We start from the raw sequence: 16,247 nt of genomic DNA, 5'->3' as shown, positions 1-16,247 counted from the left end.
GAACACCTCCATGACCCAAGAACCTCTGGTGCGCTTCCAGCGCGTCCAGAAAACCTACGACGGCGAGCACCTGGTGGTGCGCCAGCTCGACCTGGACATCCACCGGGGCGAGTTCCTGAGCCTGCTCGGGCCTTCGGGTTCGGGCAAGACCACCACGCTGATGATGCTGGCCGGCTTCGAGTCGCCGACCTCCGGCGACATCCTGCTCGATGGCCAGCAGATCACCGGCACGCCGCCGCACAAGCGGCACTTCGGCATGGTGTTCCAGAACTACGCCTTGTTCCCGCATCTCAGCGTGGGCCAGAACGTGGCCTACCCGCTCACGGTGCGCAAGGTGCCGAAGGACGAGCAGCAGCGCCGCGTGCAGCGCGCGCTCGAGATGGTCCAGCTGCGCGGCATGAACGACCGCCTGCCCGGCCAGCTTTCCGGCGGCCAGCAGCAGCGCGTGGCGCTGGCGCGCGCCCTGGTGTTCGAGCCGCAGCTGGTGCTGATGGACGAGCCGCTCGGCGCACTCGACAAGCAGCTGCGCGAACACATGCAGATCGAGTTGAAGGAACTGCATCGCCAGCTCGGCGTGACCTTCGTCTACGTGACGCACGACCAGGGCGAAGCCCTCACCATGAGCGACCGCGTCGCGGTGTTCAACGAGGGCGTGATCCAGCAGCTCGACTCGGTGGAGCAGCTCTACGAGGCGCCCGCCAACCGCTTCGTGGCCGGCTTCGTCGGCGACAACACGGTGCTCAAGGGCGTGCTGCGCAGCGCCGGCGACTGCGCCGAAATGGCGCTGCCCGACGGCCGCGTGCTGACCGGCCTGAACGTGAGTGGCGCGGCCGCGGGTGCCAAGGTCGAGGCCTGCATCCGCCCCGAGCGCGTGGTGCTGCAGCGGCAGAGCGAGGCATCGGGCCCCGACGTGCTCGCGGCCGAGGTGGCACGCGTCATCTACTTCGGCGACCACCTGCGGCTGCTGTGCAGCATCGGCGGCGGCCAGGCGGACGCCACGGTCAAGCTGCCGCTCAGCGGCCTGCAGGGCGCCGCGCCACCGCAAGGCGGCGAGCGGGTCTCGCTCAGATTCCCGGTCGACCACGTGCGCATCTATGCGGCTTGAGCGCCTTCGCATCCCATTTCTCGTCACCGCCAACCCACAAGGAATCTTTCTATGAAAAAGACCCGCCTCGCCCTCATCGTCGCCGCCGCGCTCGCGCTGCCGGCATTTGCGCAGCAGCAGATCACCGTCGTCAACTTCGGCGGCGCCAACGCCAATGCCCAGAAGAAGGCCTACTACGAGCCCTTCGAGAAAACCGGCATCAAGGTCATCCCGGTCGAATACAACGGCGAGCAGGCCAAGATCAAGGCCATGGTCGAGACCAAGAAGGTCACCTGGGACGTGGTCGAGGTCGAATCGCCCGACGCTGCGCGCGGATGCGACGAAGGCCTGTTCGAGAAGCTCGACTACTCGAAGATCGGCAACAAGGCGGACTTCCTGCCGGCCGCTGTCACCGAATGCGGCGTCGGCGTGTTCGTGTGGTCCACCGTCATGGCCTACAACGGCGAGAAGCTCAAGACCGCCCCCACCTCCTGGGCCGATTTCTGGGACGTGAAGAAGATCCCGGGCAAGCGCGGCATGCGCAAGGGCGCGCGCTACAACCTCGAATTCGCGCTGATGGCCGACGGTGTGAAGCCGGCCGACGTCTACAAGGTGCTGGCCACCAAGGAAGGCGCCGACCGCGCCTTCAAGAAGCTCACCGAGCTCAAGCCCAACATCCAGTGGTGGGAAGCCGGCGCGCAGCCGCCGCAGTTCCTGGTGGCCGGCGATGTGGTGCTGACCACGGTCTACAACGGCCGCATCGACGCCGCCAACCGCGAAGGCCGCAAGCTGAAGATCTTCTGGCCGGGCGGCATCTACGACCTCGACTACTGGGTCATTCCGAAGGGCGCGCCCAACAAGGAGGCATCGCTCAAGTTCATCCAGTTCGCCATGCAGCCGGCGGCGCAGGCGGTCTATGCGCAGAACATCGCCTACGGCCCGACCAACACCAAGGCCTTGGCTTCGCTCGACAAGAAGGTGCTGGACGACCTGCCGACCTCGGCCGCCAATGCCAAGGAAGCCATCCAGTTCAGCGTCGCCTTCTGGGCCGACCAGGGCGAGGCGCTCGAGAAGCGCTTCGCCTCGTGGGCCACGCAGTAAGCGGCCATGCACGCGGCAACGCTCGCCTCCCACCTCCCGGCGGAGGCCCCGCCGGGAGAGCTTCGACGCGCCCTGGCGCGCGCCGAGGCGCGCCGCAAGTGGCGCGCGTTCGCGCTCACGCTGCCGCTGCTGCTGTTCCTGCTGCTCACGCTGCTGGTGCCGATCGTGGCGCTGCTGCAGCGCGCGGTCGAGAACCCGGAGGTGGCCAACGCCCTGCCCCGCACGGTGCGCGCGCTCGACGGCTGGAATCGCCAGGAGGCGCCCGCGCCGCAGGCCTACGCGGCGATCGCGGCCGACCTCGGCCAACTGCCCGACAGCGCCGATGCGGGCGCGCTGGCGCGCCGGCTCAATACCGAAATCGCCGGCGCCCGCTCGCTCGTGATGAGCACCTACCGCGCGCTGCCGATCGCCGGCACGCCGGAGGAAATCAAGGCGCGCCTGCTGGAGATCGACGCGCGCTGGGGCGAGGTGCCCTACTGGCAGGCGATCGCCAAGAACGGCTCGCGCTGGACGCCCGACTACCTGCTGGCCTCGGTCGACCTGCGGCGCGACGCCGCGGGCAGCGTCGAGCGCATGCCGCTGGACCAGCGCGCCTTCGGCGGCATCCTCTTGCGCACCTTCGAGATCAGCGCCGTGGTCACCTTCTTCTGCCTGCTGCTGGCCTACCCGCTCGCATGGTGGTTGTCGACGCTGCCGGCGCGCAAGGCCAACGTGCTGATGATCCTGGTGCTGGTGCCCTTCTGGACCTCCATCCTGGTGCGCGTGGCGGCGTGGATCGTGCTGCTGCAGTCCGAAGGGCTGGTCAACCGCGGCCTCATGGGCATCGGGCTGATCGACCACCCGCTGGCGCTGCTGTTCAACCGCACCGGCGTGATCATCTCGATGGTCCACATCCTGCTGCCATTCATGATCCTGCCGCTGTACAGCGTCATGAAAAGCGTGCCGCCGACCTACCTGCGCGCGGCCGTCTCGCTCGGCAGTCCGCCGCTGGCAGCCTTCTTCCGCGTCTACGTGCCTCAGACCTACCCCGGCATCGGCGCCGGCGCGCTGCTGGTGTTCATCCTGGCGATCGGCTACTACGTGACGCCGGCGCTCCTGGGCGGGGCCGACGACCAGATGCTGAGCTACTACGTCGCGCGCTACACCAACGTCGAAATCAACTGGGGCATGGCCTGTGCGCTCGGCGCGCTGCTGCTGGCCGCCACTCTGGTGCTCTATGCCGTGTACCGCCGCGTCGGCAAGGCCGACCTGAGCCTGGGCTGAAGGCACGAAAGACAAGCATGCCGAAGCTTCTTCCCGAATTTCCCGCCTACGCCACCTTCGCCGACAAGCTCGGCTGGTGGGCGGTGCGCGCCGGCTGCGTGGCGGTGCTGGCCTTCCTGCTGGCGCCGATCCTGGTCGTGATCCCGCTGTCCTTTTCCGACAGCTCCTTCCTGGCCTACCCGATCCCCGGCTGGTCGCTCAAGTGGTACCGCAACCTGTTCGAGTCGCCGGAATGGGCCCGGGCCGCGCGCAACAGCTTCATCGTCGCGCCCGCCGCGACGGTGCTCGCCACCGTGCTGGGCACGCTGGCCGCGGTGGGCCTGTCGCGCACGGACTTCGCGTTCAAGGGCCTGCTCATGAGCGTGCTGATCTCGCCGATGGTGGTGCCGATCGTGGTGGTGGGCGTGGCGACGTACCTCTACTTCGCGCCCATCGGCCTGGCCGACAGCTACCTCGGCCTGATCGTGGTGCATGCCGCGCTGGGCGCGCCCTTCGTGCTGACCACCGTGCTGGCGACGCTGGCCGGCTTCAACCACAACCTGGTGCGCGCCTCGCTGAGCCTGGGCGAAACGCCTTTCAACACCTTCATGCGCATCACGCTACCGGTGATCGCGCCGGGCGTGATCTCGGGCGCGCTGTTCGCCTTTGCCACCTCCTTCGACGAGGTGGTCGTCACCCTGTTCCTGGCCGGGCCCGACCAGGTCACGCTGCCGCGCCAGATGTTCACCGGCATCCGCGAGAACATCTCGCCCACCATCGCCGCCGTCGCGACGCTGCTGATCGTGTTCACAACCAGCCTGCTGCTGGCGCTCGAATGGCTGCGCGGCCGCCGCCGCTGAATCTGCCTGGGCGACATCCAGAAGATCGCGCGCCAGGCATGCTTCCTATCCATGCACATGCAGTACCGCGGCCTCGCGCGTCGGCGCCGGCCGCGCTGCCAGCGAAGCGATTGCAATAGCGGCGACGATCGAGGCGCAGCCGATCAGAACGAACATGGGCATGGGCCCTGCAGAAACCTGCTGCAGCGTACCGACGACGAACGGCCCGAGGATCGCGCCGAAGCGGCCGACGCTGAGCATCATGCCAACCGCCGTTGCACGGACGTTGGTGTCGAAGGAGCGGGCCGTGAAGTTGTTCAGCACGTACTGCGCACCGATCACGAAGAAACCGGCCGCTGCCGTGCACACGATGTTGACGACATGCCCGTCGAAGAAGACCAGCGAGAGCACCGAGAGCCCGCCCAGCGCCCACCAGGTCGCCAGCACGCTGCGGCTCGAGCCCCGGCGGTCGGCCAGGTAGCCGCAGGCCAGGCCGCCGGCGAATGACATGATCTGCATCAGCGCTCCGAATCCGAAGCTCGCCGCGAAGGTCTCGCCCCGCTTCATCATCACGGTCGGAATCCAGCCCGTGAGGCCGAAGATGCAGAAGAGGCTCAGGAAGGCGGCCAGCCAGATCGTGAGCGTCGTGCGGCGCGTCTGCGGCCTGAGGAGCGCGGCGACCGGATTGCGTTGAGTGACCGCTCCCGTCACCACCAGGCGCGCATTGCGGTACACCTCGGCGCGTTCGGGACGCAGGCGCGTCAGCAGCGCCCGGATGTCTTCGATGCGGCCCTTCAGCGCCAGGAACTTGACGGACTCCGGCAGGCAGAAATGCAGCGCGATGGTCAGCGGGATCGACAGCGAGCCGATCCAGTACAGCACCTTCCAGCCGAACAGCGGCGTGAGGAACACGCCCACCAGGCCGGCCATCGTGCCGCCCAGGGCCCAGCCGAACGCAACGCCCCACAGCGAGAAGGTGTTGGCCACGCGGCGCGGCGCGAGCTCGTTGATATAGGTCGTCGCGAGAGGCAGCAGCACGCCGAGGCCGAGGCCGGTCAGGACGCGAAGCGTACAGAACATCACGAACGAGTCGCCGAACAGGGGCGTCGCCAAGGTGAAGACACTGGTGATCCAAAGGCCGCCGAGCAAGGTCGCCCGCCGCCCCACGCGGTCGGCCACGATGCCATGTACTCCGGCGCCGATCAGGAAGCCCACCAGCCCGCTAGAGACCAGAAAGCCCGCCTGTCCCGGCGCGAGGCCCCAGGGTCCCGCCACGTAATGGATGACGTAGGCCGGATTGAATGTGTCGTAGCCGTCGAACAATGTGAGCGTCGCCATCATGACGCCCAGCCACTTGTGCAAGCGGCCGACCTTCGCTTCGGCCAGCTCCTCGTTGACGTCGATGTTGACGTGATCGGTCATGTCTGTCTCCTTTGTAATGTGTCCAGCCCGAACAGTTCGATCGCGTTGGTGCGCCCTATCTTTTCGCGATCGCGCTCGCTGATGCTGGCCGAATCGAACCAGCGGGCGGCATGGTCGACGTTCTCGAACGGCCAGTCGGTCGAGAACAGGATCCGGTCGGCGCCGATCTCCAGGATCGCGTCGATGAGCGTCTGCGTGCGGAAGTTGCCCGAGGTCGTGAGGTAGAAGTTCTCGCGGAAGTACTCGGCGATCTTCCGGCGCGCGGGATAGGCGGGCGGCGTCTCGAGCCACGCATTGCGGTTGTCGATGCGCCACATGCTGTACGGCAGCCCCTCGCCCATGTGTCCGAGGATCAGGGTGAGCTTCGGATACTCGTCGAACAGGCCGCTGCACATCAGACGCAAGGCGTGAACGGCCGTCTCCTGGCCGAAGCCCCAGGTCGGCCCCAGCAGCCAGGGATGACCGTCGTAGATGCGTGCGTCGGCCGGCAGCGGGTTGCGCGGATGCAGATAGAAGGGCACGTCGAGCTTCTGCACGACGTCCCAGAAGGGCCAGTACCGGGCATGGTCGTAGTAGAGGACCGAGTTGGGATCAGCGGTCTGGGAGAAGCCATTGACCAGCGCGCCCTTGAAGCCAAGTTCCTTGACGCAGCGCTCGAGCTCGCGGGCCGCCAGCTCCGGGTCCTGCATCGGCAGTGCCGCGAACGCCTGGAAACGGTCCGGCCGCCTGGCGACCTGCTCGGCGAGGAAGTCGTTCGCGCGGCGAGCGACGTCGTTGGCACGCGCCGTGTCCAGGATCGCCTGAACGGCCGGCGCGTTGAGCGACAGCAGCATCATCTGCATGCCGTTGGCGTCCATCTCGCGCAGGCGCCGGTCGTGGATGTCGAGCAGGCGGGAGCGCAACTCCGGCCAGTGCGTCTGCGGAACGAAGCCCGCGGAGTCCATCAGGGTTTCTTCGAGAGCGAAGTGCTCTTCGAGTCCAATCTTTCCTTGCATGTCCGATCCTTAGTATTGGCCCTTGGGCTCGAGACCGAGCGCCATCTGGCCGGCCATGGTTCCCACTGCATCCCAGTTCAGGCTGATGTGGCGACCCACGGCGTTGGCGTCGCGCCAGGCGCGCTGGACCGGGTTGGACATCGCGAGTCCTTGCCCGCCGGTGGAAGCATTCAATGCCTCTGCGCTGCGGATCGCAAGCGAGACCGCGAAGGCCTGCCCGCGCCGGCTGGAGATCCGGTCTTCCACCGTGATCTCCTCGCCGGACCGGGCCGTCAGTGCCCGGGCTCGGAGGTCGCGCAGCAGGATCTCGCGGGCCGCATCGGTGCCCGCCCCCGCTTCCGCCACACGCAGCTGGATGGTCGGGAATTCCGCCATCCGGTTGTTGCCTCCGGCCACGGCCCCGCGGGTCACGCGCTGGCCGGTCGCCTCGAGGTAGTCGTCCAGCGCGCCGGCCGCAGCACCCACACCCGCCGCTGCAAGGCATGACGGGATGTTCGACAGCATCGGGATGCCGAAGCCCGGGTTGTCGTGCACCCGACTGCCCGGCGTGCGGCCGCTGGTGGTCTCGCGGAAGGTGAGGATCCGGTGCTTCGGCACGAACACGTCGTCCAGCACCAGAGTCTTGCTGCCGGTGCCTGCAAGGCCGACCACATCCCAGGTGCCGTCGATGAGGTAGTCGGTCGCGGGCACCAGGAAGAAGGCAGGCCCCGGCGCAGGTCCGGCTTCCTGGGCAGGCAGAACCGATGCGCAGACCGCCCACTGGGCGCCGTCGCAGCCGCTGGCGAAAGCCCAGCGTCCGGTGAGCCGGTAGCCATCAGCCACCGCGACGGCTTTTCCTGCCGGGGCGTAGGAGCCGCAGATGGCCGCGTCCGCGTCGTCATCCCAGACATCGCGCTGCGCCTGGGCATCGAAACTGGCGACCAGCCACTGATGGGCGGCATAGAGACCATAGACCCATGCAGTCGATGCGCATGCGCGGGCGAGTTCCATCACGAGTTCGACCAGCACGTCGAAGTCGTATTCGTGGCCTCCGAAGCGCGTCGGCTGGACGACGCGGTACAGGCCTGCTTCGCGCAAGGCATCAAGACTGTCGGCGGGGATGCGTCCGAGCCGCTCGGTGTCGCCGGCCCTGGCCTTGATGGCGGGCAGCAAGGCCTTCATCCTCGAATGGAGTTCGGCAGGCGTCGGCCGTTGTGCGAACGAAGGAATCGACTGAGGTTTTTCGCGCGAAATGACGCAGGACATGGGACCACCTGTTGAGAAAGAAGTAGAGAAAGGAAGAAGTGGCGCGGCACGCCCCGCGCGGCACGGCCGGTCAGGCCGCTGGACTCGTCACGCAGTACGAAGCGTCCTGGTAGACCAGGGGAGCGATGGCATCGCGCAGGCCGACATGCTCGACCTGGCCGACCAGGATGGTGTGCGTGCCGTACGGAATGGCGGCCGCCTTCCTGCAGAACAGGTTGGCCTGGGCGTCCGCAAGATAGGGAATGCCATCCTCGGTGCGCGACCAGGTGCCCAGCGCGAAACGCTCCTCGGCCGCAACCGCGCCGCTGAAGGCGGCCGACAACTCGACCTGCTCGCAGTGCAGCACGTTCACGCAGAAGCGTCGCGCACGGAACATGATGTCGTGCAGCAGGGTCTTCTGGTTAAGACAGATGAGGAGCGATGGCGGGCTCATCGAGAGCGAGGTCACTGCTGTGGCCGTCATGCCGTGACGACGCTCGTGGTCGGCTGCAGTGATGATCGTCACCGTCGAGGCGAACCGGCGCATCGCGGCGCGGAATGCGGTGTCGACCTGCTGCGGATCTACCGTCACAGTATTCATCTTTGTCTCCTCGGGTCGACTCCATGAACGAAGCGTGTCGACCTCTGAAGAAACTGTATGCGGCGGGATGGAAACTGGCCAATGCAAAGGTTGCACATGCAAAGTGCACGCCGTCGATGAGCTCGGCCGCCGCGTGCAGAGCACAGACGGGCGCCCGTCTAGGCGGCCTGCTCCGAGGCGCTGCTCGCTTCCGCGGCGGCGCCGATGGCCACCAGCTTCTGCCTGAGCCAGCGGTGCTGCGGACTTTGCTGCAGGCGGCGGTTCCAGATCAGGCGGAACTCGACGCGCGGCACGGCGAAGGGCAGTTCCATCGCAACCAGCCGCCCCGACTGCGCGAAGACGCGCGCCGCGCCTCGCGTCACGGTTGTGACCATGTCGGAGCGGGTCAGGGCGATGACCGCGGCCAGCCCATGGGGCAGGCGCATCGCGATGCTTCTGCGCAGATTCCGATCGGCCAGCGCCGAGTCGACCAGATCGTCCGACGCGCCGCTCATGCTGACCAGCAGGTGCGGCGCCTGCAGGTAGCTCTCCAGCGTCAGCGGCGCAGCGGCGAGCGGATGGTCCGCACGCATCACGCAAACGTGGCTGTCGCCCAGCAGACGGCAGGTCATGAACCGATCGGGCAGCCCGCGAAAGAAGCCGATACCGATGTCGGTGCGTCCCTGATCGATTCCAACCAGGATATCGTCGACCGAGCCCGGGCGAACGGTCAGGGACAGCAGCGGTGCCTCGGTCCGCATCTCGTCGACCAGTTGCGGCAGGATGATGATGGTCTCGTGGGTTTCGACGGCGATCTGAATCTCGCCCTGCGCTTCCTCCGGAACGAAGCGCTCCGGCGTCAACGCCGTCTGTATGCTCTGCAGCGCGATCCGCAACGGCCCGGCCAGGCTCAGCGCCCTCGCCGTGGGCTCCATGCCGGTCGTGGTCCGAACCAGGATCTCGTCGCCGAGCAGTTTGCGCAGGCGATCGAGCGCATGACTGGTCGCCGACTGGCTCAGGCCGATGCGCTCTCCGGCCCGGCGCACCCCGCGCTCTTCGATGAGCGCTTCGAGCACCACCAGCAGATTGAGATCGATCGAGCGAAGATTCATGAACCGGATGCGAGCGGCCGGCCTCAGCGCTTGGTGACCGAGATCAGCTCGATCTCGAAGTTGAGCGTGGCATTGGGCGGAATCACGCCGCCCGCACCGCGGGTGCCGTAGGCGATCGACGGCGGGCAGGTCAGCTTGGCCTTGCCGCCCGGCTTCATCTTCTGCACGCCCTCGGTCCAGCACGGGATCACACCGTTCAACGGGAACTCGGTAGGCTCGTTGCGCTTGTAGGAGCTGTCGAACTCCTTGCCGCTGTCGGGGAAGGTGCCGCGGTAGTGCACCTTGACCGCGTCGGTGGCGGCGGGCGAGGCGCCCTTGCCTTCGACCAAGGACTGGTAGATCAGCCCGCTCGGGGTGGTGACGGGGCCCGACTGCGCCCAGGCAGTCGGCAAGACGAACGCGGAAACAAGGGCAGCGCAGAAAAGTGATCGCACGGGGCAGGCCTTCGGTGAGTGGATGACCACTCATTATTGCCAACCGGCACCCGGGCGCCTCAGTGCGTCAGCCTGGCCTGCCGAAGCGTCTCCGAGGGCAGCTCGCCGAACATGGCCTTGTACTCCTGCGAGAAGCGGCCCATGTGGAAGAAGCCCCATTGCGCGGCGACATCCTGCACCGTGCTTGCGGCCTGCGGCAGGCGCAGCTTGCGCCGGCAGGCATTGAGGCGCACGGCCCGCAGGAACTCCACCGGCGACTCGCCGACCACGCTGCGGAAGTGATTGCGCAGGGTGCGCGGCGTGAGGTGCAGCTGCAGGCACAGGTCGTCCACGGACATGGCGTGGTTGAGCGGATGCACGACGAGCGAGCGCGCCGCCATGACGGCCGCCAGGCGGCGCTGGCTGGCTTGCAGCTGGGCGATGAAGCCGTCGGCTTGCGTCGTGCCCGCCAGCAGACCCAGCAACTGGTCGAGCAGGGTCTGCAGGGCGGCACGGCCCCAGCTCTGCTCGGCTTCGCCGCTGGCACCGAGGCCCAGCAGCGACTCGATGGTCTGGCACAAAGCGACATGCACGTGGGGCGCAACCGCGGCCGCATGCACCAGCGCACCCTGGCCGATGAGCGGTGGGCGAAGGCCCAGGCGCTGTATCTGCGTGCCCAGCCACTCCTCGTCGACGACGACGCCGTAGATCCCGAAGTTCCGGGGCGTGCGCAGCACGAAACCGTCGTTCGCCCGGGCCGACATCACCAAGCGCATGCGATCGGCACGCTGCAGGCGCCCCGAGAAATGCAATGGCTCGTGGCTGTGGCCGTCAGGCACGCCGAACCAGATCGACCCGCGCCAGGGCAGGCATTGCTGGCTGGTCTGCTGGCCGGTGTGTTCGTGGAATATCTGCAGGCGCGGCCCATCGATCCACAGCTCGCGCACGGCGCCCTCGAAGCGCCCGCAGGACAGCTGGTCGTACTCCTGGCGCCAGGCGGAGATGTGCGTCGCGTGTTCGTCCACATCGCAGCTCACGCGCTCGGCGTATCGCAGGCGATGGCCGCCTGCCGGGAGCGCCGGCGGGTTCGGCAAGGGTGCGGACGCGTCGATGGGCAAGGCCGGATCCAGTGAACGAAGGGTAGGTCTCCTGTCGAAAGCAAGACAGATGCCAGATGCCGCGAGGCTTGCCGCCGTGCTTTTTCCGATTCCGGATAGCGCCGCGGCCCCTGATTTGGTCGAATCCGCTCATTGCCATCCAAGAGGGAAAACACCATGAGTTCATTGGAAGCACCGCCCGTACCCGGCCCCGCGTCGGGCCATCTCAAGAAGGTGCTCGGACCCATGCAGCTGTGGGGCATTGCCGTCGGCCTGGTGATCTCGGGCGAGTATTTCGGCTGGAGCTACGGCTGGAACACCGCCGGCACGCTGGGCTTCCTGGTCGCGACGGTGCTCGTGGCCACGATGTACACGACCTTCATCTTCAGCTTCACCGAGCTCTCCACGGCGATCCCGCATGCGGGCGGACCCTTCGCCTATGCGCGGCGCGCCTTCGGGCCCAACGGCGGCTTCGTCGCCGGCTTCGCGACGCTGGTGGAGTTCGTGTTCGCGCCGCCGGCCATCGCGCTGGCGATCGGCGCCTATCTCAACGTGCAGTTCCCTGGCATCAACCCGAAGTGGTTCGCGCTCGGTGCCTATGTGATCTTCATCGGCCTCAACTGGATCGGCATCGGCATCGCCGCGGCCTTCGAGCTCTTCGTCACGGTGCTGGCCATCTTCGAGCTGCTGGTGTTCATGGGCGTCGTCGCGCCCGGCTGGTCGATGGCCAACTTCACGGCCCACGGCTGGGCCGGCGGCGAGGTGCTCAACGGCGCGGCGATCTCGGGCATCTTCGCCTCGATCCCGTTCGCGATCTGGTTCTTCCTGGCGATCGAGGGCGCGGCGATGGCGGCCGAAGAGGCGCGCGATCCGCACCGCACCATTCCGCTGGCCTACACGACCGGCATCGTGACGCTGGTGGTGCTGGCCTTCGGCGTGATGATCTTCGCCGGCGGCGTGGGCGACTGGCGCAAGCTCGCCAACATCAACGACCCGCTGCCGCAGGCGATGAAAGTGGTGGTCGGCGAGAACAGCGGCTGGCTGCACATGCTGGTGTGGATCGGCCTGTTCGGGCTGATCGCCTCCTTCCACGGGATCATCATGGGCTACTCGCGCCAGATCTTCGCGCTGGCGCGCGCCGGCTACCTGCCCGCCACCTTCGCGGCGCTCAGCCCGCGCTTCAACACGCCGCACCGCGCGCTGGTGGCCGGCGGCGTCATCGGCGTGGCCGCGATCTTCAGCGACGAATGGGTGCAGTTCGGCGGCCAGACGCTGACGGCCAACATCGTCACGATGGCGGTGCTGGGCGCCATCGTCATGTACCTGATCTCGATGGCCGCGCTGTTCAAGCTCAGGCGCACCGAACCCGGCCTGGAACGCACCTACCGCGCGCCCTTCTACCCGGTGTTTCCGGCCATCGCCCTGGGGCTCGGCGTGGTTTGCCTTGGCGCGATGATCTGGTTCAACGGCATGCTGACGCTGCTGTTCCTGGTGTTGATGGCGCTGGCCTACGGCTACTTCCGGCTGACGGCCGATCAACGCAAGGCGGCAGCGCCGGACGAGATGTTGTCCACCACCGTCTGAGCTTTCGATGCGCTACCGCACCACGATCGATTCGCAGGCCTTCTCCTTCGAAGACCTCAAGCAGGTCATGGCCGTCGCGAGCCCGGCGCGCTCGGGCGACTACCTCGCCGGCGTGGGCGCGGCCACCGCGCAGCAGCGCATGGCGGCGCGCCATGTGCTGGCCGAGACGCCGCTCAAGCAGTTCCTGACCGAGGCACTCGTTCCCTATGAAGAAGACAACATCACGCGGCTCATCATCGATGGGCACGACGCGCGGGCGTTCGCGCCGGTGGCGCACCTGAGCGTCGGCGACTTCCGCAACTGGCTGCTGTCCGAACAGGCCGACACCGCGGCGCTGACCGCGCTGGCCCCCGGGCTCACGCCGGAGATGGTGGCCGCGGTATCCAAGCTCATGCGCAACCAGGACCTCGTCGCGGTGGCGCGCAAGTGCAGCGTGGTCACGCGCTTTCGCAACACCATCGGCCTGCCCGGCCATCTCTCGGTGCGGCTGCAGCCCAACCATCCGACCGACGACCTGCGCGGCGTGGCGGCCTCCACGCTGGACGGCCTGCTCATGGGCGCCGGCGACGCGGTGATCGGGCTCAACCCGGCCTCCGACAGCATGCAGGTGCTCGGCGATCTGCTGCGCATGCTCGACGAGGTGATCCAGCGCTTCGAGATCCCGACGCAGAGCTGCGTGCTGACCCACGTCACCAACACGCTGAAGCTGGCCGAGGCCGGCGCGCCGGTCGACCTGGTGTTCCAGTCGATCGGCGGCACCGAGAAGACCAACCGTTCCTTCGGCGTCACGCCCGAGCTGCTCGACGAAGCCTACGCCGCCGCGCTGGCGCTGAAACGCGGCACGGTCGGCGACAACGTCATGTACTTCGAAACCGGCCAGGGCAGCGCGCTCTCGGCCAACGCCAACGCCGGCCTCGACCAGCAGACCTGCGAAGCGCGCGCCTATGCGCTGGCGCGGCGCTACAAGCCGCTCCTGATCAACACCGTGGTCGGCTTCATCGGGCCCGAGTACCTCTACGACGGCAAGCAGATCATCCGCGCCGGCCTCGAAGACCACTTCTGCGGCAAGCTGCTGGGCCTGCCGCTGGGCTGCGACGTCTGCTACACCAACCATGCCGAAGCCGACCAGGACGACATGGACACGCTGCTGGTGCTGCTCGGCACCGCCGGCATCAACTTCATCATGGGCGTGCCGGGCGCGGACGACGTGATGCTCAACTACCAGAGCACCTCCTTCCACGACGCGCTGTTCCTGCGCGAAACCATGGGCCTGCAGCGCGCGCCCGAGTTCGAGGCCTGGCTGCAGCGCATGCAGATCACCGGCAGCGACGGCCGGCTGCAGCCGCCCTCTTCCAACCGGCTGCTGGCCGACATGGGCGCGCTGAAGGCGCTGGCCTCATGACGGACGAGGCGGTCACACGCAGTCCCTGGGGCGAGTGGCGCAACGCGACGCCGGCTCGCCTGGCGCTGGGCCGCGCCGGCGCCGGCATGCCGACCGACGAGGTGCTGCGCTTCGGCTGGGCCCATGCGATGGCGCGCGACGCGATCCATGCCGCCCTGGATGCCGGCGCACTCGAGCAGGCGTTGAAGGCCGCGGGATGGACAGTCGCGCACGCCCGCAGCCGGGCCGAGGATCGCACCACCTATCTGCGGCGCCCCGACCTCGGCCGCCAGTTGCACGCCGACGATGCGATGCGACTGCGCGAATCGGCAGGCGCCGCAACGGATGTCTGCATCGTCGTCGGCGACGGCCTGTCCTCGCTCGCGGTGGAGCGTCATGCCGTGCCGCTGCTCACGGCATTGCGTTCGCAACTGCCGCCAGGCACGCGCTTCGCGCCGGTCGTCATCGCCACGCAGGCGCGCGTCGCGCTGGCCGACGAGATCGGCGAGCTGTTCGCGGCCCAACTCTCGGTGATGCTGATCGGCGAGCGGCCCGGCCTCAGCTCGCCGGACAGCCTCGGCATCTATCTCACGCACACGCCACGCCGCGGCCGCCACGATGCGGAGCGCAACTGCATCTCCAACGTGCGGCCGCAAGGCCTGTCCTACGACGCCGCCGCCTTCAAGCTGGCCTGGCTGATGCGGCAGGCCCTGCGCCTGGGCCTGACCGGCGTGGCGCTGAAGGATGAAAGCGATGCGGCGGTGCTCGAAGGCGGCACGACGCCGCCCACGCTTCCGGCGCCCTGAGCCGCCCGCCGCAACCCGTTTCGTCTCGTTTCCCATCCCCCTGTCACTTGAAGGAAGAAAACTCCATGAAGAGGAACTTTGCCCGTGTCTTGCCGATGGTCCTGGCCGCTGCCTTGGCGGCCGGCTGTGCCGGCGGGCCATTCGGGCCGGCAGCGCCCAGCGCCAGCATTCAGCCGCTTGCCGCGGGCCGTTGGGACCCTTTCAACCGGCAGCAGATCGATGCGTTGATCGCCGGCCTCGGCAGAGGCAGCCCGGCCTACAACGCATCGAAGCCGCCGTACGTGGTCTTCGACTGGGACAACACCAGCATCTTTCTCGATATCGAAGAGGCATCGCTGATCTACCAGCTGGAGAACCTCGCCTTCGGCGCCACGCCGGCACAGCTCGAAACGGCGTTGCGCAAGAACATTCCGAAAACCAACTTTGCGCCGGCCCACAACAACGCGGCGGGGCAGCCGGTCAACATCGACAGCATCGTGCCGGACATCGTTGCCAGCTACACCTGGCTCTACCGGAACTACAGCGGCCTCCAGGGCAGCATGCCGCTCGCGGCCGTCAAGCAGAACCCGAACTACACGGCCTTCGTGACCAAGGTCCGCTACTTGTACGAAGCCATCGGCGACACCTTCGACCACGACACGGCCTACCCCTGGGTCACCTATCTCTTCGTCGGGCTCAACGAGGCGCAGGTGCGCAAGCTCACGGCCGATACGGTGGCCTGGCAACTCAAGCAGCCGGTGGAAAAGGTCAAGTGGAGCACGCCGGCCGCCCTGCCCGGCCAAGCCGGCGTCGTCTCGGTGAGCTGGAAGAACGGCCTGCGCCTGGTTCCCGAGATGCAGGAGCTGTACGCCAGGTTCCGCAACGCGGGCTTCGATGTCTGGGTCTGCTCGGCCTCCTTCGTCGACGTAATCAAGGAGATCTCCTCGAACCCGGCCTTCGGCTACGACAACCCGGCAGAGCGCGTGCTGGCGATGGAACTCGAACGCGATGCCAAGGGCGTGATCCAGCCCGAATACCGTCGCGGCTACGACCAGACCCAGGGACGGGGCAAGACCAAGAACATCCAGCGCTTCCTGGTCAGCAAATACGGCTATGGGCCCAGCTTCATCGCCGGCGACAGCGAAGGCGACCAGAACATGATGGCCGACTTCGCGGACACCAAGAAGGTGCTGATCGTCAATCGGCTGCGCGACGGCAAGACGGACATCGGCAAGTTCTCGGTGCTCGCCGCGCAGGGCTACGGCAAGGCCGATACGCGCTACCTGCTGCAGGGCCGCGACGACAACACGGGCCTGTTCGTGCCGTCGCAACTGCACACGCCACTGGGCGCCACGCAGGGCAAGACGCTCAAGTAGACTCGTCTCGAA

15 protein-coding genes are annotated in these 16,247 nt (G+C 67.4%); 8 read left to right on the top strand and 7 right to left on the bottom strand.

What is annotated here, in order from left to right; translation table 11 throughout:
- Nucleotides 1-10: 10 nt before the first annotated feature.
- From ACSQ86_RS11235 to ACSQ86_RS11220, 4 genes are read left to right on the top strand one after another with little or no spacing between them, the layout of a single operon-like run.
- Entirely contained in the window at nucleotides 11-1,105 is a 1,095-nt protein-coding gene (locus ACSQ86_RS11235; protein WP_436303681.1) for an ABC transporter ATP-binding protein, read from the top strand.
- Between the two features lie 51 nt (nucleotides 1,106-1,156).
- The gene (locus tag ACSQ86_RS11230) at nucleotides 1,157-2,185 is read left to right on the top strand and encodes a polyamine ABC transporter substrate-binding protein (protein WP_436303680.1); all 1,029 of its coding nucleotides are present in this window, start codon (nucleotides 1,157-1,159) and stop codon (nucleotides 2,183-2,185) included.
- Between the two features lie 6 nt (nucleotides 2,186-2,191).
- Nucleotides 2,192-3,448, top strand: coding sequence for an ABC transporter permease (locus tag ACSQ86_RS11225; protein ID WP_436308857.1), 1,257 nt, complete (start codon nucleotides 2,192-2,194; stop codon nucleotides 3,446-3,448).
- 17 nt (nucleotides 3,449-3,465) lie between these two features.
- Nucleotides 3,466-4,287: an ABC transporter permease gene (locus tag ACSQ86_RS11220; RefSeq protein ID WP_093109351.1), complete on the top strand. Its 822-nt coding sequence runs from the start codon at nucleotides 3,466-3,468 to the stop codon at nucleotides 4,285-4,287.
- Nucleotides 4,288-4,332: 45 nt separating this feature from the next.
- On the opposite strand, the gene ACSQ86_RS11215 is transcribed toward ACSQ86_RS11220, so the two are convergent.
- The 7 genes from ACSQ86_RS11215 to ACSQ86_RS11185 form a co-directional block, all read right to left on the bottom strand.
- Complete coding sequence (locus tag ACSQ86_RS11215; RefSeq protein ID WP_436303679.1) at nucleotides 4,333-5,688, bottom strand: MFS transporter; 1,356 nt, start codon at nucleotides 5,686-5,688, stop codon at nucleotides 4,333-4,335.
- The gene (locus ACSQ86_RS11210) at nucleotides 5,685-6,683 is read right to left on the bottom strand and encodes an amidohydrolase family protein (protein ID WP_436303678.1); all 999 of its coding nucleotides are present in this window, start codon (nucleotides 6,681-6,683) and stop codon (nucleotides 5,685-5,687) included. Before ACSQ86_RS11210 ends, ACSQ86_RS11215 begins: the two co-directional genes overlap by 4 nt.
- A 9-nt stretch (nucleotides 6,684-6,692) precedes the next feature.
- Nucleotides 6,693-7,844: an acyl-CoA dehydrogenase family protein gene (locus tag ACSQ86_RS11205; RefSeq protein ID WP_436306286.1), complete on the bottom strand. Its 1,152-nt coding sequence runs from the start codon at nucleotides 7,842-7,844 to the stop codon at nucleotides 6,693-6,695.
- Between the two features lie 154 nt (nucleotides 7,845-7,998).
- Nucleotides 7,999-8,508, bottom strand: coding sequence for a flavin reductase family protein (locus tag ACSQ86_RS11200; RefSeq protein ID WP_436303677.1), 510 nt, complete (start codon nucleotides 8,506-8,508; stop codon nucleotides 7,999-8,001).
- 158 nt (nucleotides 8,509-8,666) lie between these two features.
- The gene (locus ACSQ86_RS11195) at nucleotides 8,667-9,599 is read right to left on the bottom strand and encodes a LysR family transcriptional regulator (protein WP_436308856.1); all 933 of its coding nucleotides are present in this window, start codon (nucleotides 9,597-9,599) and stop codon (nucleotides 8,667-8,669) included.
- 23 nt (nucleotides 9,600-9,622) lie between these two features.
- Nucleotides 9,623-10,033, bottom strand: coding sequence for an FKBP-type peptidyl-prolyl cis-trans isomerase (locus tag ACSQ86_RS11190; RefSeq protein ID WP_093109440.1), 411 nt, complete (start codon nucleotides 10,031-10,033; stop codon nucleotides 9,623-9,625).
- Nucleotides 10,034-10,092: 59 nt separating this feature from the next.
- The gene (locus tag ACSQ86_RS11185) at nucleotides 10,093-11,130 is read right to left on the bottom strand and encodes a helix-turn-helix domain-containing protein (RefSeq protein WP_436308855.1); all 1,038 of its coding nucleotides are present in this window, start codon (nucleotides 11,128-11,130) and stop codon (nucleotides 10,093-10,095) included.
- Nucleotides 11,131-11,286: 156 nt separating this feature from the next.
- On the opposite strand from ACSQ86_RS11185, the gene eat reads away from it, so the two are divergent.
- The 4 genes from eat (at nucleotide 11,287) to ACSQ86_RS11165 (ending at nucleotide 16,235) form a co-directional block, all read left to right on the top strand.
- Nucleotides 11,287-12,693 (top strand): ethanolamine permease, encoded by a 1,407-nt coding sequence (eat, locus tag ACSQ86_RS11180; RefSeq protein WP_093109357.1) that lies wholly within the window; start codon nucleotides 11,287-11,289, stop codon nucleotides 12,691-12,693.
- A 7-nt stretch (nucleotides 12,694-12,700) separates the two neighbouring features.
- Entirely contained in the window at nucleotides 12,701-14,095 is a 1,395-nt protein-coding gene (locus tag ACSQ86_RS11175; protein ID WP_436303673.1) for an ethanolamine ammonia-lyase subunit EutB, read from the top strand.
- A complete protein-coding gene (eutC, locus tag ACSQ86_RS11170; RefSeq protein WP_436295165.1) occupies nucleotides 14,092-14,880 on the top strand; it encodes an ethanolamine ammonia-lyase subunit EutC in 789 nt (262 codons plus the stop codon). The genes ACSQ86_RS11175 and eutC overlap by 4 nt, the downstream gene beginning before the upstream one ends.
- A 65-nt stretch (nucleotides 14,881-14,945) precedes the next feature.
- Nucleotides 14,946-16,235, top strand: a complete 1,290-nt coding sequence (locus tag ACSQ86_RS11165; RefSeq protein ID WP_436303672.1) for a haloacid dehalogenase-like hydrolase — start codon at nucleotides 14,946-14,948, stop codon at nucleotides 16,233-16,235.
- Nucleotides 16,236-16,247: the final 12 nt, after the last annotated feature.

The organism is Variovorax sp. LjRoot130 (genome assembly GCF_964253755.1).
GTDB lineage: Bacteria > Pseudomonadota > Gammaproteobacteria > Burkholderiales > Burkholderiaceae_C > Variovorax.
This window is presented reverse-complemented; position numbering and strand designations above follow the sequence as displayed.